General features: G+C 66.8%; 18 protein-coding genes. 10 read left to right on the plus strand and 8 right to left on the minus strand.

Annotated elements, in window-relative coordinates:
• The first annotated feature begins 9 nt into the window (after positions 1–9).
• Genes RZE77_RS19190 through RZE77_RS19210 form a run of 5 tightly spaced genes read left to right on the plus strand, consistent with a single transcriptional unit; the run spans position 10 to position 4,169 of the window.
• Positions 10–1,062, plus strand: a complete 1,053-nt coding sequence (locus tag RZE77_RS19190; protein WP_319438810.1) for a P1 family peptidase — start codon at positions 10–12, stop codon at positions 1,060–1,062.
• Positions 1,063–1,069: 7 nt separating this feature from the next.
• Positions 1,070–2,464, plus strand: coding sequence for a TAXI family TRAP transporter solute-binding subunit (locus RZE77_RS19195; RefSeq protein ID WP_319438811.1), 1,395 nt, complete (start codon positions 1,070–1,072; stop codon positions 2,462–2,464).
• Positions 2,465–2,498: 34 nt separating this feature from the next.
• Positions 2,499–2,996 (plus strand): MerR family transcriptional regulator, encoded by a 498-nt coding sequence (locus RZE77_RS19200; RefSeq protein ID WP_319438812.1) that lies wholly within the window; start codon positions 2,499–2,501, stop codon positions 2,994–2,996.
• Positions 2,908–3,333: a carboxymuconolactone decarboxylase family protein gene (locus tag RZE77_RS19205; RefSeq protein WP_319438813.1), complete on the plus strand. Its 426-nt coding sequence runs from the start codon at positions 2,908–2,910 to the stop codon at positions 3,331–3,333. The genes RZE77_RS19200 and RZE77_RS19205 overlap by 89 nt, the downstream gene beginning before the upstream one ends.
• Entirely contained in the window at positions 3,330–4,169 is an 840-nt protein-coding gene (locus RZE77_RS19210; RefSeq protein ID WP_319438814.1) for a Vgb family protein, read from the plus strand. The genes RZE77_RS19205 and RZE77_RS19210 overlap by 4 nt, the downstream gene beginning before the upstream one ends.
• 87 nt (positions 4,170–4,256) lie before the next feature.
• Here RZE77_RS19210 and ettA read toward each other — a convergent pair whose 3' ends face one another.
• Entirely contained in the window at positions 4,257–5,918 is a 1,662-nt protein-coding gene (gene ettA, locus RZE77_RS19215; RefSeq protein WP_319438815.1) for an energy-dependent translational throttle protein EttA, read from the minus strand.
• A 299-nt stretch (positions 5,919–6,217) separates the two neighbouring features.
• On the opposite strand from ettA, the gene RZE77_RS19220 reads away from it, so the two are divergent.
• Positions 6,218–8,017 carry a DEAD/DEAH box helicase gene (locus RZE77_RS19220; RefSeq protein ID WP_319427004.1) on the plus strand — a complete coding sequence of 600 codons (1,800 nt, stop codon included), beginning with the start codon at positions 6,218–6,220 and terminating at the stop codon, positions 8,015–8,017.
• 79 nt (positions 8,018–8,096) lie between these two features.
• On the opposite strand, the gene RZE77_RS19225 is transcribed toward RZE77_RS19220, so the two are convergent.
• Entirely contained in the window at positions 8,097–8,828 is a 732-nt protein-coding gene (locus tag RZE77_RS19225) for a hypothetical protein (RefSeq protein ID WP_319438816.1), read from the minus strand.
• A 9-nt stretch (positions 8,829–8,837) separates the two neighbouring features.
• The gene (locus tag RZE77_RS19230) at positions 8,838–9,269 is read right to left on the minus strand and encodes a hypothetical protein (protein WP_319427007.1); all 432 of its coding nucleotides are present in this window, start codon (positions 9,267–9,269) and stop codon (positions 8,838–8,840) included.
• 191 nt (positions 9,270–9,460) lie between these two features.
• Between RZE77_RS19230 and RZE77_RS19235 the strand changes: the two genes are divergently transcribed.
• Complete coding sequence (locus RZE77_RS19235) at positions 9,461–10,474, plus strand: endonuclease/exonuclease/phosphatase family protein (RefSeq protein ID WP_319438817.1); 1,014 nt, start codon at positions 9,461–9,463, stop codon at positions 10,472–10,474.
• Between the two features lie 9 nt (positions 10,475–10,483).
• Here the strand turns inward: RZE77_RS19235 and RZE77_RS19240 are convergent, their stop codons facing one another.
• From RZE77_RS19240 to RZE77_RS19260, 5 genes are all read right to left on the minus strand, one after another.
• Positions 10,484–11,551, minus strand: coding sequence for an ABC transporter ATP-binding protein (locus tag RZE77_RS19240; protein ID WP_319438818.1), 1,068 nt, complete (start codon positions 11,549–11,551; stop codon positions 10,484–10,486).
• 19 nt (positions 11,552–11,570) lie between these two features.
• On the minus strand, positions 11,571–12,422 hold the full coding sequence (locus RZE77_RS19245; protein WP_319438819.1) for a carbohydrate ABC transporter permease: 852 nt from the start codon (positions 12,420–12,422) through the stop codon (positions 11,571–11,573).
• Positions 12,419–13,294, minus strand: a complete 876-nt coding sequence (locus RZE77_RS19250) for a carbohydrate ABC transporter permease (RefSeq protein ID WP_319438820.1) — start codon at positions 13,292–13,294, stop codon at positions 12,419–12,421. Before RZE77_RS19250 ends, RZE77_RS19245 begins: the two co-directional genes overlap by 4 nt.
• A 36-nt stretch (positions 13,295–13,330) precedes the next feature.
• Positions 13,331–14,716, minus strand: a complete 1,386-nt coding sequence (locus RZE77_RS19255; protein ID WP_319438821.1) for an ABC transporter substrate-binding protein — start codon at positions 14,714–14,716, stop codon at positions 13,331–13,333.
• A gap of 101 nt (positions 14,717–14,817) precedes the next feature.
• A complete protein-coding gene (locus tag RZE77_RS19260) occupies positions 14,818–15,561 on the minus strand; it encodes a FadR/GntR family transcriptional regulator (protein ID WP_124955915.1) in 744 nt (247 codons plus the stop codon).
• Positions 15,562–15,712: 151 nt separating this feature from the next.
• On the opposite strand from RZE77_RS19260, the gene RZE77_RS19265 reads away from it, so the two are divergent.
• From RZE77_RS19265 to RZE77_RS19275, 3 genes are read left to right on the plus strand one after another with little or no spacing between them, the layout of a single operon-like run.
• Complete coding sequence (locus tag RZE77_RS19265) at positions 15,713–17,449, plus strand: IlvD/Edd family dehydratase (protein ID WP_319438822.1); 1,737 nt, start codon at positions 15,713–15,715, stop codon at positions 17,447–17,449.
• A gap of 1 nt (position 17,450) precedes the next feature.
• Positions 17,451–18,359, plus strand: coding sequence for a 2-dehydro-3-deoxygalactonokinase (locus tag RZE77_RS19270; protein WP_319438823.1), 909 nt, complete (start codon positions 17,451–17,453; stop codon positions 18,357–18,359).
• A complete protein-coding gene (locus tag RZE77_RS19275; protein ID WP_319438824.1) occupies positions 18,356–18,997 on the plus strand; it encodes a 2-dehydro-3-deoxy-6-phosphogalactonate aldolase in 642 nt (213 codons plus the stop codon). The genes RZE77_RS19270 and RZE77_RS19275 overlap by 4 nt, the downstream gene beginning before the upstream one ends.
• Positions 18,998–19,009: the final 12 nt, after the last annotated feature.

Below are 19,009 nucleotides of genomic sequence, written 5' to 3' on the forward strand. Positions count from 1 at the left end.
TCGGCCGCCATGCCTGCTCCGTCATCCGCTTCGCCTTCTTCCGCTGCTTCTTCTTCCGGCGCCATCACCGATGTGGCCGGCATCGAAGTCGGCCATTTCTCCGACACGCGCCGGCCCACCGGCTGCACCGTGATCCTCGCGCGCGAAGGGGCGGTGGCCGGCGTCGACGTGCGCGGCGCCGCGCCGGGCACGCGCGAGACCGACCTGCTCTCGCCCGGCAACCTGGTGCAGCAGGTGCACGGCGTGATGCTCGCGGGCGGCAGCGCCTGGGGCCTGGCCGCGGCCGAGGGCGCGATGCGCTGGCTCGAGGAGCGCAACATCGGCATGGACGTGCGCTTCGGCACCCTGCCCATCGTGCCGGCCGCGGTGCTGTTCGACCTGCCCATGGGCGACGCGCGCATCCGCCCCGACGCCGCCGCCGGCTATGCGGCCTGCGAGGCAGCCACCTGCGATGCGCCGGAAGAAGGCAACGTGGGCGCCGGCAGCGGCGCGCTCGTGGGCAAGCTCTTTGGCGTGCACCGCGCGATGAAGGGCGGCATCGGCACCGCCTCGGTCACCGTGGGCGGCGTGACGGTGGGCGCGCTCATCGCGGTCAACGCGCTGGGCGACGTGATCGACCCCGACACCGCGCAGCCCGTGGCCGGCGCGCGCACCGAGGACGGCCGCGCGCTGCTCGACACCCGCCGCGCGCTCTTGCGCGGCGAGCTCCCCAAGCCCCTGCTCGCGGGCACCAACACCACGCTCGGCGTGATCGCGACCGACGCGGTGCTGACGAAGGTGCAGGCCAACCGCCTTGCCAGCGTGGCGCACGACGGCCTTGCGCGCGCCATCAACCCGGTGCACACGATGAGCGACGGCGACACGCTGTTCGCGCTGGCCACCGGCCGCGTTCCGCTCGAAGGCCCCGGTGCCGAATCCCGCCCCGGCATGACCGTGCTCGGCACCATGGCGGCCGAAGCGGTGGCGCGCGCCACCTTGCGCGCGGTGCTGGCGGCGCGCTCCGTCACCGTTGACGAGCTGCACGTTCCGTGCGCGGCCGATCTCGCCGCAACGAAAGGTTGAGTACCCCATGGCCATGCCCAAGACACTGAAGCTGATCCTGCTGTCGATCCGCGACCTGATCGCCTCGGCCGGTCCCGTCGTGTTCCTCGTGATCGGCCTCCTGATTGCCGCCTACTGGTGGCTGCAGCCGCAGCCGCCCAAGCACGTGACGCTGGCGACCGGGCCGACCGGCAGCGCCTATTCGCAGTTCGGCAAGCGCTATGCCGAGCTGCTCAAGAGCAGCGGCATCGAGGTGGAGCTCAAGGCCACCACCGGGTCTTCCGAGAACCTCGAACTGCTGCGCAGCGGCGGCGCCGACGTGGGCTTCGTGCGCGGCGGCAGCGCCGATCCGGTGGCCGACGAGGAAGCCGGCCTCACCTCGCTCGGCAGCCTGTTCTTCGAGCCGATCTGGCTCTTCTACCGTGCCGACAGCGCGCAGAAGATCGACCGCAAGACAGCCACGCTGACCTCGCTCGCCCAATTGCGCGGCCTGCGCGTGAACGTCGACCTGGCGGGCAGCGGCCTGCCCGAGATCATGGACAGGCTCTTCAAGGCCAACCACCTCGAGCCCGATGCGCTGCTGCTTTCCAACCTCGAACAGGCGGCCGCAGCCGAAGCGCTGCAGGCCGGCCTGCTCGACGCCATCGTGCTGGCCTCGGCGCCGCAGTCGCCGCAGGTGCAGCGGCTGCTGCGCGCGCCCGACATCAAGCTCATGGACTTCGGCCAGGCCGATGCGTACACGCGGCGCTTTCCGTTTCTCTCGGCGGTCACGCTGCCGCGCGGCGTGGTCGACCTGTCGAAGGACCTGCCGCCCACGGACGTCTCGCTGCTCGCGGCCACCACCTCGCTGCTTTCGCGCGACGAGACCCACTCCGCGCTGCGCCAGCTCTTCGCGCAGGCCGCGCAAGGCGTGCACAGCGACGCCGGCTGGTTCAACCGCGCGCGCGACTTTCCCAACACGCGCACCAGCGAACTGCCCGTGAGCCCCGAGGGCGACCGCGCCATCAACGGCACGCCGCCGTTCTGGCAGCGCTACCTGCCGTTCTGGGCCAGCAACCTGATCGAGCGCATGTGGCTGGTGCTTGGCGGCTTGCTGGTGCTGATGCTGCCGCTGAGCCGCGTGGTGCCGCCGCTCTACCAGTTCCGCGTGCGGCGCCGCGTGTTCCGCTGGTATGCGCGGCTGCGCGACATCGAGGCCAAGGTCGATTCCCGCCAGGGCGGGCGCGACGAATTGCTCGACGAACTCGAGGAACTCGACCGCGTGGTCAACAAGGTGGCCGTTCCGCTCTCGTATGCCGACGAACTCTATGCGCTGCGCAACAACATCCACACGGTGCAAAAGCGCGTGCAGATGCGCTGGCCGCAGCCCGGCGATTTCGCGCCCCGGACGCCGCCGCCCGCGGAAGGCGCAAAAAGCGCTTGACTTCGAGCGCGCTCCAACTTCGAGAATTCCCGCCATGGAAGCCCACTTGACCATTGCGGAAGTCGCGCAGCGCACCGGCCTCACGGCCCACACGCTGCGCTACTACGAGCGCATCGGACTGATCGCCGCGGTGCCCCGTGCACCGGGTGGCCAGCGCCGCTATGCGAGCGCCGACATGGACTGGCTGGCCTTCCTGTTGCGCCTGCGAGAGACCGGCATGCCCATCCAGGGCATGCAGGCCTTCGCCAGGCTTCGAAGCCAGGGGGACGCCAGTGTCGGAGCGCGGCGCGAGATGCTCGAACAGCATCTTGCCGAGGTCCAGGCCAAGGTGGCGGCGCTGCAGCAATCGATGCAGGCGCTGTCGCTGAAGATCGCGCACTACCGAGCCATCGACAAGAAGCGTCCCTCGTCACCGGGCACAGCCCCCGAAGGAAAGACGAGCGATGACCCACGCACAAGCAAGCCACAACGGCAACGACAACAACCTGCGCTACGAGCGCGGGCTGGCCAAGCTCCAGCAGATCGACGGTGAAGGCGGCGTCAAGGTCGTCGAAAGCCTGGCCGGCATCGCACCTGATTTCGCGCGCCTCCTGATCGAGTTTCCGTTCGGCGACATCTACTCGCGCCCCGGCCTCGACCTGCGCTCGCGCGAGATCGCGGTGGTGGCCGCGCTCACGGCCATGGGCAATGCCGCGCCGCAGCTCAAGGTGCATATCCAGGGCGCGCTCAACGTCGGCGTCACGCGCACCGAGGTCGTCGAGACCATCATGCAGATGGCGGTGTACGCGGGCTTTCCGGCCGCGCTCAACGGCCTGGCGGCAGCGCGCGAGGTGTTTGCCGTGGATGCCCCGGTGGGGGAGCCCGCATGAAGCACCGCGGTTTTCGCATCCACCTGCCGCTGCTCGGCCTTGCGCTGCTTGCGAGCGCAACCCATGTGCCGGCCTCGGCGCGAACGCCCGCCCTGCCGGGCTGGACGCTGGAGAAACGCCCCGCGCATGACGAGCTCTCCTCGCCGGTCGGCATGGCCTACGACGCGGCAGGCCATCTCTATGTCGCCAACTGGTCGGCCGGGACCGTGCTGCGCTTTGCGCCCGACGGTGCCCGCTCGGTGTTCGCGTCAGGCTTGAGCGGCCCCAGCGGGCTGGCAATCGGTCCTTCTGGCGACATCTTCGTCGCGTCCTACAGCCAGGACCTGGTGTGGCGCTTCACGCCCGGCGGCAGGCAGAGCGTGTTCGTGCGCGGCCTGGCAACGCCGGCGGGCCTGGGCTTCGACCGCAGGGGCCGGCTGCTGATCGCCAACCGCCAAACCAACGAGATCCTCGCGGCGCATCCCGACGGCAGGATCGAAGTCGCTGCAGAGGGACTGCAAACACCGGTCGGCGCGGTCGAACTGCCGGGCGGCGAGCTGATGGTCAGCAACATCGCGGGCGGCATCTCGCTGGTCGGGCCGGACCGACGCGCGCGAAGCATCCACGACGGGCTGCGCAGCCCGGGCCCCGGCATCGTCGCGGATGCCGAGGGCGCTGCCGCCTATGTGGTCGACTATGGCGGCACGACGGTCAGCCGCATCGACCGCGAAGGAGGCCGCGTCGTGGTCGCCGATGGTCTCTCAAGCCCGGTCGGGCTCACCCGCATGCCAGACGGAAACCTGCTGGTTGCCACCTGGGGTGCGAATGCGGCCTTTCGGCTGGTGCGGACGCGCTGAGACGCCGGCTTGCCTGCCTCATGAAAAAAGCGCGCCGCCCTCCCAGGGTCGGCGCGCCGTTCGCGCTCCGGAAAAACCGGTCGAGGCTTACTTGAGGGCCTTGTAGCGCATGCGTTTCGGCTTCGCGCCTTCTTCGCCCAGGCGCTTTTTCTTGTCCGCCTCGTACTCCTGGTAGTTGCCGTCGAAGAAGGTCCACTGGCTGTCGCCTTCGGCCGCGAGGATGTGCGTGGCAATGCGGTCGAGGAACCAGCGGTCATGGCTGATGACCATGACCGTGCCGGCGAATTCGAGCAGCGCGTCTTCGAGCGCGCGCAGCGTTTCCACGTCGAGGTCGTTCGAGGGTTCGTCCAGCAGCAGCACGTTGCCGCCCGCGATGAGCGTCTTGGCCAGGTGCAGCCGGCCGCGCTCGCCGCCCGACAGCGTGCCGACCTTCTTCTGCTGGTCGGCGCCGTTGAAGTTGAAGCGGCCCGCATAGGCGCGACTCGCCATCTGGAACTTGCCGACGTTGATGATGTCCAGGCCGTTCGAGATGTCTTCCCACACGGTCTTGTTGTTGGCGAGCTCGTCGCGGTGCTGGTCGACGAAGGCCATCTTGACCGTCGAGCCGATGATGACCTCGCCCGAATCCGGCTTTTCCTTGCCCGCGAGCAGCTTGAACAGCGTCGACTTGCCGGCGCCGTTCGGGCCGATGATGCCGACGATCGCGCCCGGCGGCACGGTGAAGCTCAGGTTGTCGATCAGCATGCGGTCGCCGAAGGACTTGCTGACGCCGTGGAACTCGAACACCTGCTGGCCCAGCCGCTCCGCCACAGGAATGAAGATTTCCTGCGTCTCGTTGCGCTTCTGGTATTCCATGTCGCTCAGCTCTTCGAAGCGGGCGAGGCGCGATTTGCTCTTGGCCTGGCGTGCCTTCGGGTTCTGGCGCGACCACTCCAGTTCCTTCTTCAGCGCCTTGGCGTGGGCTTCTTCGCTCTTCTGCTCCTGCGCCAGGCGTTCGCCCTTCTGCTCGAGCCAGGTGCTGTAGTTGCCCTTCCAGGGAATGCCGCGGCCGCGGTCCATTTCCAGGATCCACTCGGCCGCGTTGTCGAGGAAGTAGCGATCGTGGGTGATGGCCACCACGGTGCCCGTGAAGCGCTGCAGGAACACTTCGAGCCATTCCACCGATTCGGCGTCCAGGTGGTTGGTCGGCTCGTCGAGCAGCAGCATGTCGGGCTTGGACAGCAAGAGGCGGCACAGCGCCACGCGCCGCTTTTCGCCGCCCGACAGCAGGCCGATCTTCGCGTCCCATGGCGGGAGGCGAAGGGCATCGGCGGCGATTTCCAGTTGATGTTCGGAATCGGTGCCGGCGGTGGCGATGATGGCTTCGAGCTGGGCCTGCTCGGCCGCCAGCGCGTCGAAGTCGGCGTCTTCGGCGCCATAGGCGATGTACACCTCTTCGAGGCGCGCCTTGGCCGCAAACACCGCGCCCATGGACTCTTCGACCGATTCGCGCACCGTGTGCTCGGTGTTGAGCTTGGGTTCCTGCTCCAGGTAGCCGATCGTCATGCCCGGCATGGGCAGCGCCTCGCCCTCGAACTCCTTGTCCACACCCGCCATGATCTTGAGCAGCGTGGACTTGCCCGAGCCGTTCAGGCCGAGCACGCCGATCTTGGCGCCGGGGAAGAATGAGAGCGAAATGTCCTTCAAGAGCTGCCGCTTGGGCGGCACGGTCTTGCTGACGCGGTTCATCGAATAGACGTATTGAGCCATCTGTGGATAGTTACCTTGGGTAGCGGAAATTGGGGGAAAACTGCGGGCGCCCGAAGAAGCAATCGAACGCGGCAAACCATGGATTATCGACTCATGCGACAATACACACCGTTGCCGGGTCCAGTTGCCCGCAACACCGGCTCTCTGCCGGGGACGAAGAAAGCGCCTTTCAACCCTCTTGCGAGGGCGGACTTTCCGGCTCCCACCCCTGACCTTCATCAGCCTTGACTGGCTCGGCGTCACAAAAGACGCCAAGCGGGCCGATGCCACTGCGCCGTGTATGGCGCTTATTGTTTCCAATGAATTTTGACGAACTGAAGCTGGCTCCCGCCATCTTGAAGGCTGTGCACGAGCACGGTTACGACACCCCCACCCCCATCCAGGCGCAAGCCATTCCCGCGGTCCTCGAAGGCCACGACCTCCTGGGCGGCGCCCAGACCGGCACCGGCAAGACCGCTGCGTTCACCCTGCCGATGCTGCACAAGCTCAGCGTCGGCACGAGCGCCACCAACAAGTTCGGCGGCATCGGCATCCGCGCGCTGGTGCTCACGCCCACGCGCGAACTCGCGGCCCAGGTCGAGGAGTCGGTGCGCACCTACGGCAAGTACCTGGAGCTCGACTCCACCGTGATCTTCGGCGGCGTGGGCATGAACCCGCAGATCAGCAAGCTCAAGAAGGGCGTCGACATCCTCGTGGCCACCCCCGGCCGCCTGCTCGACCTGCAGCAGCAGGGCATGCTCGACCTGAGCCAGGTCCAGATGCTGATCCTCGACGAAGCCGACCGCATGCTCGACATGGGCTTCATCCATGACGTGAAGAAGATCCTGGCGCTGGTGCCCCGGGAAAAGCAGAGCCTGCTGTTCTCGGCCACCTTCAGCGACGAAATCCGCGACCTGGCCGCCACGCTGCTCAAGAACCCGCAGAGCATCCAGGTCACGCCGCGCAACACCACCGTGCAGCGCATCACCCAGGTGATCCACCCGGTGGGCCGCGGCAAGAAGAAGGCGCTGCTCGCGCACATCATCAACGAGAACAAGTGGAGCCAGGTGCTCGTGTTCACGCGCACCAAGTTCGGTGCCAACAGCGTGGCCGAGTTCCTCACCAAAAACGGCATCGAGGCGATGGCGCTGCACGGCAACAAGAGCCAGAGCGCGCGCACCCAGGCGCTGGCCGGCTTCAAGAGCGGCGACATCCGCGCGCTGGTGGCCACCGACATCGCGGCCCGCGGCATCGACATCGACGAGCTGCCGCACGTCGTGAACTACGAGATCCCGAACGTCAGCGAAGACTACGTGCACCGCATCGGCCGCACCGGCCGCGCCGGTTCGAGCGGCGAGGCCGTGAGCTTCGTCTGCATGGACGAAGAAGGCTTCATGCAGGAAATCGAACGCTTCACCAAGCAGACGATTCCGGTGCAATTCGTCGAAGGCTTCGGTCCCGAGGAAGGCGAACGCGCCGAGCCGATCGCCATGGGCCGCCAGACGATCTGGGGCGGCGCCGGCCGTCCGCCGAGCCGCGACGTGATGCAGGCAGCTGCCAAGGCTGCCCGCACCGAGATGCTGCAGCGCATCCGCGAGAACAAGGCCGGCCAGGGCGGCGGCGAGCGCGCCGGCGGTGGTGGTGGCGGCAACGGCGGCGGTCAACGCCGCGGTGGCGGCCAGGGCGGCGGCCAAGGGCGCAATGCCAATGGCGGCGGCCAGGGACAAGGCCAGGGCCCGCGCGGCCAGGGCGCCCGTCCGGCACAAGGCCGCGGACCGCAAGGCCCGGCACGTGCGCCGCACCATGCGCCGCAGAACCATCTGCCGCATGACGAGCGCCAGCCTCGCCATCACGGCAACAGCCACAGCCCGACGCAGGCCAACCAGGTCGCGCACCTGCGCGCCGAAGCGGTCGCCGGCGGCGACGGCCAGCCGGATCCGCTGCGCACGAGCGTCGACCACATGGGTGGCGGCCGCGGTCGCGGCCGTCCGGGCGGCGGCGGTGGCGGCTACGGCGGCAATCGCTCGGGCGGCGGTGGCCGTTCGGGTGGTGGCGGCGGCTACGGCGGCGGTGGCAACCGCTCCGGCGGCGGCGGTGGCGGCCGTTCGTTCGGGCGCTGACCGACACCGCGAGTAGATGGAACATCTGCTCCGCAAGAAAGACAAAGGGCACTTCGGTGCCCTTTGTCTTTTTGGATCGTCAGCGCGGCGGCGCCGTGTTCGCCCGGATGTTCTTTGCGATCCGGGTCGCGAGCGCGGTCACCGCGTCGTCATAGCTGCGCGCCACCTCCTGCGGTTGCGCCACCAGCTCGCCAAAGCTGCCCCAGCGGTCGCGCGCATTCGCAGGCACGCTGCCGGAAGAATCGCCGCTGGCATCGGCGCCGTAGTAGATGGTCTCGGAGTACACGGTGTCGCCATCCTTGGCGGTCATCAGGTAGGCGCTCAGGTTCACGCGTGGCACGTAGTCGGTCGAGAAGCGCGCCGAATACATGCCGACCTCGTTGAAGTAGACATGCAGCACCGGCTCCGAGGTCGGCAGCAATCCGTAGTCGATGTTGTCGGGTGAAGCCGCCGGCCTGGAAACACCCTCGAGTGCCTGGGCCTGGTAGCCCTGCGCATTCAACTGGGCAACCAGCGCCGCCGTCATCTTCGGTCCCATGTCCTTGCGGACGGCCTCCATGCGCTCGTTGAATTCGGAGCCCTTGACGCGATCGGCAATCGACTGCCACAGCACGCCGAGCGGAATGCCCTTGTTCTCGGTGTGCAGCTTCTTGATGGGTGCCACGGGGATCACCATGACGCGGGCGACAGTGGGGAGTTCCGCCACGGTGGCGGGCCTGGAGCCGCAGGCCGCGAGAACCAAGGTGCCTGTAATGAGGACCAGGGCCAGAAGAATGCGGCGGGACGGCAGGCTGCGATCGATGGCTTTCACCGGCTTGCCTCAGAACTTTCCGCTGTCGGCCGGGTTGTGCACGATCTGGATCAGCACGTCGGGCGTATAGGCCCTGGTGCGCGAGATCTCGGCGATCTCTCCTCCTGCGGTACCCGCAAAGACCAGCACGCCCTGCCCTTTGTAGGCAAGGTAGTGGCGCCACCGGTCCGTTCCGTTGTAGGTAGGGATCCAGGCCTTGCCTGTGTTCCTGACGGTTTCGGCATTCGGCTTGCCCGCGATCCTGACCGCTTCCGCATAGCTCATGCTGGGCCGAAGCTGCGCGAATGCTGTACCGGGCACCGGCTGGCCGACGACGGTGCGCTCCTCGTCTTCCTGCGCCGCAACCAGCGCGCGCCGGCCGGGCTCGTACAAAGGGGCCGATTGGCAAGCGGCGAGCACGACGCAGGCCAGGAGAACGGAACAGCTCGATCGAATTTGCATTTTTTCTCTTCCAGGAAGGACGCCGGATTGTCGGCTTGCAAGTGCCTGCACCAACGCTGGAAGATCACAAATCCAGCACGTTTTCCGCGCTTTTTGTCAGCCAGGCAACACCCGCGAAGCCACGCTCTTTCGTTCATTAATGCGAAAGGCGTCATCCCGTGCGCCGGCCGGTGCGGACACAATCTCTTGCCATGCAAGACATCCCGCCCAACTACGCCACGCTCTTCGTCGCCACCTGCAACCTGCTGAATCTCGCGAACCCGCACCGGGTGTATTACGAGAACCAGGACGCCTACGACGAGCGCGAATACGAACGCAAGATCGCCTGGACCGGCGAGCGCTTCCATGCGCTCAATGCCGACGTGCTCGCGGTGCAGGAGGTCTGGGACGAGAGCGCGCTGAAGGCCGCCATTGCAAGCAGCGGCCTGCGCTACGACTTCGTCTCGGTCCCCGGCGCGGAGAACACGCCGCCGTACAACGGCGCGCAGGGCACCCCACGGGTCGGCATTGCCGCGCGGCTTCAGGTCGACCAGGTCCGGTCCTTCGTCGACTTTCCGCCCGGCTTCGGGGTCGAGGTGCCGGGCCTGGGCCCGCACACGCGCTTCGAGCGCCCGCCTCTTCTGGCCACGCTGCGCATGAAGCACGGGCAGCAGGTGCACGTGCTCACGGTGCACCTCAAGTCCAAGCGGCCGAAGTTCCTGCAGGACGCGCAGGGCAATGCCCTGGAAGACCGGGAGGACCGCAAGGTCGGCGCCATGGCTTCGCTGCGCTCGCTCGTCATGCGCGGCGTCGAGGCGGCAGCCCTGCGCTGCATCGTGATCGACCTGCTGCAGGGCACCAACACGCCGCTGGTGGTGATGGGCGACTTCAACGACGACCCGCACAGCGTCACCACGCAGCTGGTGGCCGCCACCTCCGAGGTGGCCTACGACAAGGCCGCGCGCGACGTGGCGCTGTTCAACGCCTACGAGATGCAGGGCGAGTCAGCGCTCAAGAAGGACGTGGCCTATTCGCACATCCACCAGGGCTTTCCGGCGGTTCTCGACCAGATCTTCGTGAGCGAGGAGTTCGTTGCGACGAGCCGGCGCAGCCTGGGCGACGTGCGCCGGGTCGACTACTTCAACGACCACCTGCACGAAGGCCGGGACCGCTCGCGCTCGGACCACGGCTTCGTGCGCGCGCTGCTGCGGCTGCGCACCGACTGAGCCGAAAGCTCAGGGCGTGCGCCGGCCGCTCTGGCGGTCGAACAGGTGCACGCGGTTGGCATCGATCGCCAGGCCCACGGTCTGGTCGGGCTGCGCGTCGACGCGGCCATGCACCGCCAGCACCAGCTTCGCTTCGCCGACCTGCACCAGCAGTTCGGTTTCGGCGCCCGTGGGCTCGACCACGATCACCTGCGCATCGACGCCGCTGCCGCCGCCCAGCGTGATGTCGCCGGGACGGATGCCGTAGTGCACCGGCTGGCCATCGGGCGCCGAGGTGTCCGGCGGCACGGGCCAGCGCGCGCCATGCGCCTCGACGTGGCATTCGCCGCCCGAGCGCCGCACCGTGCCTTCGATCACGTTCATCGACGGCGAGCCGATGAACTGCGCGACGAACAGGTTGTCGGGGCGGTCGTACAGGTCGAGCGGCGTGCCGATCTGCTCGACGATGCCGTCGTGCATCACCACGATGCGGTCGGCCATGGTCATGGCCTCGATCTGGTCGTGCGTCACGTAGACGGTGGTGGTCTTCAGGCGCTGGTGCAGCGCTTTGATCTCGGCACGCATCGCCACGCGCAGCTTGGCGTCGAGGTTGGAGAGCGGCTCGTCGAACAGGAACACCTTGGGGTCGCGCACGATGGCACGCCCCATGGCCACGCGCTGGCGCTGGCCGCCCGACAGCTCGCGCGGATATCGCCCGAGCAGTGCATCGAGGTTGAGGATCTTCGCGGCGCGCGCCACGCGCTCGTCGGTCACCGACTTCTCGGCATTGCGCAGCCGCAGGCTGAAGCCCATGTTCTCGCCGACCGTCATGTGCGGATAGAGCGCGTAGCTCTGGAACACCATGGCGATGTCGCGGTCCTTCGACTCGAGGTCGTTGACCACGCGGCTGTCGATCATGATCTCGCCGCCGCTGATGTCCTCCAGGCCCGCAAGCATGCGCAGCAAGGTCGACTTGCCGCAGCCCGAAGGCCCGACCAGCACCACGAACTCGCCGTCGGTGATGTCGAAGCTCAGGCCCTGGATGATCTGGACCTTGCCGAAGGATTTCTGGATATTGCGAAAGGATACGGATGCCATTTTTATTTCCAGGGTTCGCTCAGCTCTTGACGGCGCCTGCCGTGAGGCCGCCCACCATGTAGCGCTTGAAGGCGTAGTAGATCGCCGCGGGCGGCAATGCATAGATGAGGCCGGTGGCCATCAGCAGCTCCCACGGCGAATCGTCGGCCGAAAGGAAGTTGCCCAGCGCCACCGCCAAGGTCACGCTCCTGTCGTTCGACAGCAGCAGGAAGGCGTAGAGGTATTCGTTCCAGGCCAGCAGCAGCGAATAGGTGCCCACCGCCACCAGCGATGGCACCATCAGCGGCAGGTACACCAGCCGGAACAGCTGCAGCGGCGAGGCGCCGTCCATGCGCGCGGCCTCGTCGAGCTCGTAGGGCAGCTTGTCGGAGGCCTGCTTGAGCACCCAGATGCAGTACGGCGAGGCGATGGTCACCATGGCAAGGATCAGCGCCCACTGGCTGTTGAGCAGGCCGTAGTTGCCCATGGTCTTGTACATGGGCACCGCAAGAAAGGCCGCGGGAATGAAGTAGGTGAAGAGCGCCATGTTCATCACCGTGCGCCCGCCCCGCACGCGCAGCCGGCTGATCGCGAACGCGGCCGTGGTCGCGACGAACAGCGTCAGCGCCCCGACCGTCAGCGCGATCAGCAGCGAGTTCCCCAGCTGCAGCCAGAAGTGGTCGAGGTAGAAGTGCTTCTGCTGGAACACGATGCGGAAGTTGTCCAGCGTCGGGTTCTTGGGCCACAGGAGGCCCGAGGTCGCGGAGTCCTTCGACGAGATCGCGAACAGCACCATGTGATAGACCGGAATCAGCGTCCAGAGCAGCACCGGAATGCCGATCAGCAGCAGCTTGGCCTCGGTCGCTATGGCCTTGGGGGTCCAGCGCTTCATTTCGAGAGCCTTTTCATCATGAAGTAGACGAGGGGCAGCACCAGAGGGAGCGCCACCACGATCGATGCCATCGACAGGTCGACCTGGTCCAACCGCAGATAGCGGATGCCCAAGGTTGCGAGCACATGCGTCAGGTCGGCAGGTCCGCCGCCGGTCAGCAGGTAGACGCTGTTGAAGTCGCCCAGTGTCCAGATCATCGAAAGAATGAGGGACGTGACGTAGAGCGTCTTCAGCGCGGGCCAGCTCACGAAGCGGAACTTCTGCCACGACGAGGCGCCGTCGACCGAAGCCGCTTCATATTGTTCGGTAGGAATGGCCAGCCGCCCCGCCACCAGGATCAGCGTCCAGAACGGCAGCGACTTCCATATGTGCACCACCATCGCCAGGGCCAGAGCCAGCGAAGGATCGTTGAGCCAGTTGGGACCATCCGCGCCGGTGAGGCGGAAGATGGTGCTGTTGATCACGCCCCACTCGGGGTTGAGCATGAAGCGGATCGACAGGATGGTGGGAATCGAGGGCATCGCCCACGGCAGGATGAAGATCGCCGAAACGATCTTGATCCACCAGCGCGATGTCACGAAGAAGCCCGAGAGCACCAGGGCCACGAGCATCTTGATGTTGATCGCCACGACCAGGAAGATGGCCGTGTTGATCACCGAGCGGAAGAAGATCGGATCATCGACCAGCTTGACGTAGCTTTGCGGATGGCGCGCGAGCCACAGCCCGTACCCCACCGGATAGAGCACGAACACCACGAACACCAGCAGGTAGGGCACGACCATGACCGCGCCCCAGAACTGCCAGCGCGCGTGCCGCGCCCCGAGATTGACAACAGGCGCCGGGGATGGCGCGGCGGTGGCAGTGGAGCTCATGCGAGTCGGCCCGGTGAAGGTGTTTCCGGATGCGGCTTACTGCGCCGCGACCGTCTTGATGCGCGCGATCATCTCGTCGACCGCCTTGTCCACCGGCATCTTGTCGGTGACGACGCGGCTCATGGCCTTGGCCCAGACGTTCTCGTTGTTGAGCACGGTGAACTTGTAGTTCTTGGTGAACTCGAAGGTCACGGTGCCGGCGGCGTACTGGTTGAAGACCGAGAGGCGGTGCGGATCGGCCTTCCAGAAGTCGCGCTGCTGCGCGGCCTTGGTCACCGGGAACCAGCGGCCCAGCGAACCCTCCACGTACGGCGTGAGGTTTTCTTCCTGCAGCAGGAAGGCGACGAACTCCTTGGCACGGGCCTTGTTCTTGGCGTCCTTGAACACCACGCCGGTCTTCACCGCGCTGCGGTAGACCATCTTGCTGCCGTCAGGCTTGCTCGGGAAGCCCGCCGTGCGGATGCGCTCGGTGTAGTTCTTGCGGGCTTCCTCGCGCTGCTCGGGCGTGAGCGACGCGTTGTTCGAATCGTCGAGCCACTTGGCGGCGATGGAGATGGTCGCGTTGTGCGTCATCAGCGTCGTCTTGTTGTGGAACGCGACGTTGTTGTCTGGGTCCTTCCAGCTCGTCGCCGACGGCGGCGTGCAGCCCTTGGTGTAGGGCGTGGTGTAGTCGGTCAGCGCGCCGATCAGGCCGGTGCGGACCTTCGGGTCGTCGACCAGCAGCTTGCCGTTGTCGTCCACCAGCTTGACGTTGTGCGCGTCCATGAAGGTCAGGAACGAATAGAACGAGTCGCTCGAATCCACGCCCATGGGCATGCCGATGCCGAAGGTGCGCTTGCCGCTCTTCTGGCGGCTGGCGGTCTGCGCCTTCTCGCACCAGAAGGTCCAGTATTCCTTCCAGGTGGCGGGAATGTCGCTTTCCTTGAGCCCGGCCTCGGTGAGCATGTCGAGCCAGTATTCGATGTGCATCGTCTGCTGCTTGATCGGGAAGGCGTAGTACGCCTTGTTCTTGCTCTGCTCGTTGTAGAGGTACGTGGTCTCGAGCGTGTTCGGCGCGAAGCGGTCCTTCATGGGCGTGAGCACGCTGCTGAGGTCTTCGAGCTTGCCGTCGTAGGCCCACTTGCCCGTGACCTGGAAGTCGTACACGTCGGCGTAGGCCACGTCGGGCGGGCTGCCGGAGTCGAGCGCGGACACGGTCTTGGGAATCATGTCCTGGATCGGGTACTGCGACAGCTCGATCTTCACGCTCTTGTTCTTGTCCTCGAACTTCTTGATGGCGGCGAACAACGCATCGTCCTCGGCCTTGTAGAAGCCCTTCACCCACCAGACGGTGAGCTTTTCCTGCGCGGCAGCGGGACCTGCCGCCGCCAACAACCCCAGCGCGAACAACGTCGGCGCTATCAGCGACTTGACGACTTTCATGGTGTCTCCTTCTTTTTTCGGTGGAAATGCTCGAACACGAGCGTGGGTGAAAAAATCTGTTGCAACCTGCGCCGGCTCGCGCCCGGACCCGGGCTGCCCGGCTAGTTCGCCTTCAGCCGCGGCGGTGGGCGGCTCAGCCGCGGCAGCCGGCGGCGCGAGCCGAGCACGTCTTCGATGTCCTGCCGCGCGCCGTCGATGAGGCGGATGACTGCCTGCTCGGCCTTGGCCGGATCGTGCGCAATCACCGCGTCGAGCACCGCGCGATGCAGCGGCAGCGAAAGCGCGGGACCGTCGGGCTTGCTGGTCGAGATTTCGAAACTGGTGCGAAGCAGTGCGTTGAGCGCCTTGCTCATCTGCGCGAGCATGCGGTTGCGCGCTGCGCTCAGGAGGCCGGTATGAAAGCGCAGGTCGAAGGTGACGTAGTCGCCGCCGTTCTCCACGGCTTCCTTCATGCCGGCGTAGGCGCGCTCTATTTCCTCGATGTCCTGCGGGCTGGCCCGTTCGGCCGCGAGGCGCACAGCCGCCGGCTCGACCACCCGCCGCAGGTCCTGCAGGTCGCGCAGGAACTCGGGCGTGAGCCCGGCACGCGACTGCCAGGTGATGACGTCGGGATCGAACCAGTTCCACTTGTCCTGCGGCAGCACCCGCGTGCCCACCTTGGGGCCCGTCACGATCAGGCCCTTGGCCGCCAGCGACTTGATGGCCTCCCGCACCACGGTGCGGCTCACGCCGAGCTCCTCGCCCAGAATGGGCTCGGCCGGGATCGACGCACCGATCGCATAGCGGCCGGCCACGACAGCTTCGCCGAGCAGCTCGAGCGTGCGACCGTGGATGTTCTTGATCATGTGCGTGATGTGGAATTTGATATGCCGACGCTCGAAAACACTAAGGGTCCGGCAAGTTCTTCGCACTTATCATATGATGATTGAAATGATCGATCGGCAGGACAAACCCTGAGGTTTGGGGCCGTAAGCGGTCGTAAACGGAGACAACCCGATGAGCACTTCCCCCAAGAAAAAACCCGAAGACCTGCGCAGCCAGCAATGGTTCGGCCGCAATGACCGCGACGGCTTCATCTACCGAAGCTGGGTCAAGGGCAAGGGCGTGCCGCACGACCAGTTCGACGGGCGTCCCGTCATCGGCATCTGCAACACCTTCAGCGAACTCACGCCCTGCAACTCGCACTTCCGCACGCTCGCCGAGCAGGTGAAGATCGGCGTCTACGAGGCGGGCGGCTTTCCGCTCGAGTTCCCGGTGATGTCGCTCGGCGAGACGCTGCTGCGCCCCACCGCCATGCTGTACCGCAACCTCGCGAGCATGGACGTGGAAGAAAGCATCCGCGGCAATCCGCTCGACGGCGTGGTGCTGCTCATGGGCTGCGACAAGACCACGCCCGCGCTCATGATGGGTGCGGCCAGCGTCGACCTGCCGACCATCGGCGTCTCCGGCGGCCCGATGCTTTCGGGCAAGTGGCGCGGCCAGGAGCTGGGCTCGGGCACCGGCGTGTGGCAGATGAGCGAGCAGGTGCGCGCCGGCACGCTCAAGCTGCAGGAATTTTTCGAGGCCGAGAGCTGCATGCACCGCAGCCACGGCCACTGCATGACCATGGGCACCGCGAGCACCATGGCGTGCATGGTCGAGTCGCTGGGCATCGGCCTGCCCGGCAATGCCGCCTATCCGGCCGTGGACGGCCGGCGCAACGTGCTGGCGCGCATGGCCGGCCGGCGCATCGTCGACATGGTCCATGAAGACCTCCACATGTCGAAGATCCTCACGCGCCAGGCCATCGAGAACGCCATCAAGGTCAATGCGGCCATCGGCGGCTCCACCAACCTGGTCATCCACCTGCTGGCCATTGCGGGGCGCATCGGCGTGGATCTCTCGCTGGACGACTTCGACCGGCTGGCCTCCGACCTGCCCTGCCTGGTCGACCTGCAGCCTTCGGGCCGCTTCCTGATGGAAGACTTCTGCTATGCGGGCGGGCTGCCGGTGGTCATCAAGGAGATCGCGCAGCATCTGCACAAGGACGCCATCACGGCCAACGGCCAGACGCTGTGGGACAACGTGAAGGACGCCGAGAACTACAACCCGCAGGTGATCCGCCCGCTGGCCGAGCCCTTCAAGGACAAGGCCGGCATCTGCGTGCTGCGCGGCAACCTCGCGCCCAACGGCGCCATCATCAAGCCCAGCGCCGCCACGCCCGAGCTGCTGGTGCACAAGGGCCGCGCGGTGGTGTTCGAAAGCGCGGACGACCTGCACAAGCGCATCGACGACGAGAACCTCGACATCGACGAGCACTGCGTCATGGTGCTGAAGAACTGCGGCCCGCGCGGCTATCCGGGCATGGCCGAGTCGGGCAACATGCCGCTGCCGCCGAAGGTGCTGCGCAAGGGCATCACGGACATGGTCCGCATCAGCGACGCGCGCATGAGCGGCACGGCCTACGGCACGGTGGTGCTGCACACGGCGCCCGAGGCGGCCGCGGGCGGACCGCTCGCGCTGGTGCAGGACGGCGACATCGTCGAGCTCGACGTGCCCAACCGCAAGCTGCACCTGCATGTGAGCGACGAAGAGCTCGCAAGGCGGCTCGAGAAGTGGGTCGCACCCAAGCCGCCGCTCGACTCGGGCTACTGGAAGCTGTACGTCGACACGGTGCTGCAGGCCGACCAGGGCGCCGACCTGGCCTTCCTGCGTGGTCGCCGCGGGGCCTTCGTGCCGCGCGACAATCACTGACATGACAAGACTGGTCGCCATCGATTGGGGCACGAGTTCACTGCGCGGCGCACTGCTCGATGCCGGCGGCAAGGTGCTCGAAGAGCGCAGCGATGCGCGCGGCATCCTCAAGGTGCCGCAAGGCGGGTTCCCCGCGGTCTTTGAATCCTTGTTCGGCGACTGGATGCGCCTCGAAGGCACGCGCTGCCTGATCTCCGGCATGGCCGGCAGCAAGCAGGGCTGGGTCGAGGCGCCGTACTGCGCCTGCCCCGCCGGCCGCGTCGAAGCGGGCCGCAGCATCATCGACATCGACGTGCGGCCGGGCTCGCGCATCTCCATCGTGCCGGGCCTCAGCGACGAGCATGACGGCGTTCCCGATGTCATGCGCGGTGAAGAGGTGCAGATCTTCGGCGCCATGGCGTTGATGGACGTCGACGAGGGCGTCTTCGTGCTGCCGGGCACGCACAACAAGTGGGCCACGGTCAAGAAAGGCCGTGTCACGGGTTTTCGCACCTTCATGACCGGCGAGTTCTACGCGCTGCTGAGCCAGCATTCGATCCTTGCGCGCACGCTCGATGCCGATGCACCGCTCGACGAAGCGGCCTTCCTCGATGGCGTGACGCGCTCCGAGAACGGCCACGGCCTGCTGCACAACGCATTCGGTGCGCGCACGCTGGCGCTGTTCGAGCGCATGGCCACGCAGGAACTCTCCAGCTATCTCTCAGGCCTTCTCATCGGCGAGGAACTGCGCACGCAGTCGCTGCAGGGGGCCGGCGAAGTCGTGCTGATCGGCTCCTCCGCCCTCACCCAACGCTATGCCCTGGCGCTGCGCGCCACCGGCACCGCCACCCGCACGCTCGGCGCCGAAGCCACCTGGGCCGGACTGCATGCGCTGTCCGGCTTTCTCGACGCAGACCGGAATCCGCCATGACCACACCGCAACAAAAATTCGAAGCCGCGATGCGCGAACTGCCATTGGTCGCCATCCTGCGCGGGCTCACGCCTGCCGAGGCCGCCGACGTGGGCGATGCCATCGTCGAATCGGGCTTCCGGCTGCTCGAGGTGCCGCTCAATTCGCCCAAGCCCTACGCCAGCATCACGCTGATGCGCACGCGCTTTCCGCAGGCCCTGGTGGGCGCCGGCACGGTGCTCGACGTGCAGCAGGTGCGCTACGTGCATGCGGCCGGCGGCGAGCTGGTCGTGTCGCCCAACTGCAATGCCGAGGTGATCGCCGAAGCCGTGCGGCTCGGCATGGTCTGCCTGCCCGGCGTGATGACACCGACCGAGGCCTTCGGCGCGCTGGCCGCGGGCGCGACCGGGCTCAAGCTGTTTCCGGCCGAGCTCGCATCGCCCGCGGTGGTGAAGGCCCTGCTCGCGGTGCTGCCCCAAGGCACGCCGCTGATGCCCGTGGGCGGCATCACGCCTGCCAACATGGCCGAATGGCGTGCGGCCGGCGCCGCGGGCTTCGGCATCGGCTCCGCGCTCTACAAGCCGGGCAAGCAGGCTTCGGCCGTGCGCGCCGACGCGCAAAGATTCGTCGCGGCCTTCACGGGCGCGACCGCCATCTGAAGATCTTCTTCT

It is taken from the genome of Variovorax sp. SPNA7 (genome assembly GCF_033807855.1).
Taxonomy (GTDB): domain Bacteria; phylum Pseudomonadota; class Gammaproteobacteria; order Burkholderiales; family Burkholderiaceae_C; genus Variovorax; species Variovorax beijingensis.

What these genes read in the sequence shown, in the direction of transcription:
- RZE77_RS19190 (WP_319438810.1), top strand. Translation starts at nt 10, where the DNA reads ATGCCTGCTCCGTCATCCGCTTCGCCTTCTTCCGCTGCTTCTTCTTCC.
- RZE77_RS19195 (WP_319438811.1), top strand. Translation starts at nt 1,070, where the DNA reads ATGGCCATGCCCAAGACACTGAAGCTGATCCTGCTGTCGATCCGCGAC.
- RZE77_RS19200 (WP_319438812.1), top strand. Translation starts at nt 2,499, where the DNA reads ATGGAAGCCCACTTGACCATTGCGGAAGTCGCGCAGCGCACCGGCCTC.
- RZE77_RS19205 (WP_319438813.1), top strand. Translation starts at nt 2,908, where the DNA reads ATGACCCACGCACAAGCAAGCCACAACGGCAACGACAACAACCTGCGC.
- RZE77_RS19210 (WP_319438814.1), top strand. Translation starts at nt 3,330, where the DNA reads ATGAAGCACCGCGGTTTTCGCATCCACCTGCCGCTGCTCGGCCTTGCG.
- ettA (WP_319438815.1), bottom strand. Translation starts at nt 5,918, where the DNA reads ATGGCTCAATACGTCTATTCGATGAACCGCGTCAGCAAGACCGTGCCG.
- RZE77_RS19220 (WP_319427004.1), top strand. Translation starts at nt 6,218, where the DNA reads ATGAATTTTGACGAACTGAAGCTGGCTCCCGCCATCTTGAAGGCTGTG.
- RZE77_RS19230 (WP_319427007.1), bottom strand. Translation starts at nt 9,269, where the DNA reads ATGCAAATTCGATCGAGCTGTTCCGTTCTCCTGGCCTGCGTCGTGCTC.
- RZE77_RS19235 (WP_319438817.1), top strand. Translation starts at nt 9,461, where the DNA reads ATGCAAGACATCCCGCCCAACTACGCCACGCTCTTCGTCGCCACCTGC.
- RZE77_RS19240 (WP_319438818.1), bottom strand. Translation starts at nt 11,551, where the DNA reads ATGGCATCCGTATCCTTTCGCAATATCCAGAAATCCTTCGGCAAGGTC.
- RZE77_RS19245 (WP_319438819.1), bottom strand. Translation starts at nt 12,422, where the DNA reads ATGAAGCGCTGGACCCCCAAGGCCATAGCGACCGAGGCCAAGCTGCTG.
- RZE77_RS19250 (WP_319438820.1), bottom strand. Translation starts at nt 13,294, where the DNA reads ATGAGCTCCACTGCCACCGCCGCGCCATCCCCGGCGCCTGTTGTCAAT.
- RZE77_RS19255 (WP_319438821.1), bottom strand. Translation starts at nt 14,716, where the DNA reads ATGAAAGTCGTCAAGTCGCTGATAGCGCCGACGTTGTTCGCGCTGGGG.
- RZE77_RS19260 (WP_124955915.1), bottom strand. Translation starts at nt 15,561, where the DNA reads ATGATCAAGAACATCCACGGTCGCACGCTCGAGCTGCTCGGCGAAGCT.
- RZE77_RS19265 (WP_319438822.1), top strand. Translation starts at nt 15,713, where the DNA reads ATGAGCACTTCCCCCAAGAAAAAACCCGAAGACCTGCGCAGCCAGCAA.
- RZE77_RS19270 (WP_319438823.1), top strand. Translation starts at nt 17,451, where the DNA reads ATGACAAGACTGGTCGCCATCGATTGGGGCACGAGTTCACTGCGCGGC.
- RZE77_RS19275 (WP_319438824.1), top strand. Translation starts at nt 18,356, where the DNA reads ATGACCACACCGCAACAAAAATTCGAAGCCGCGATGCGCGAACTGCCA.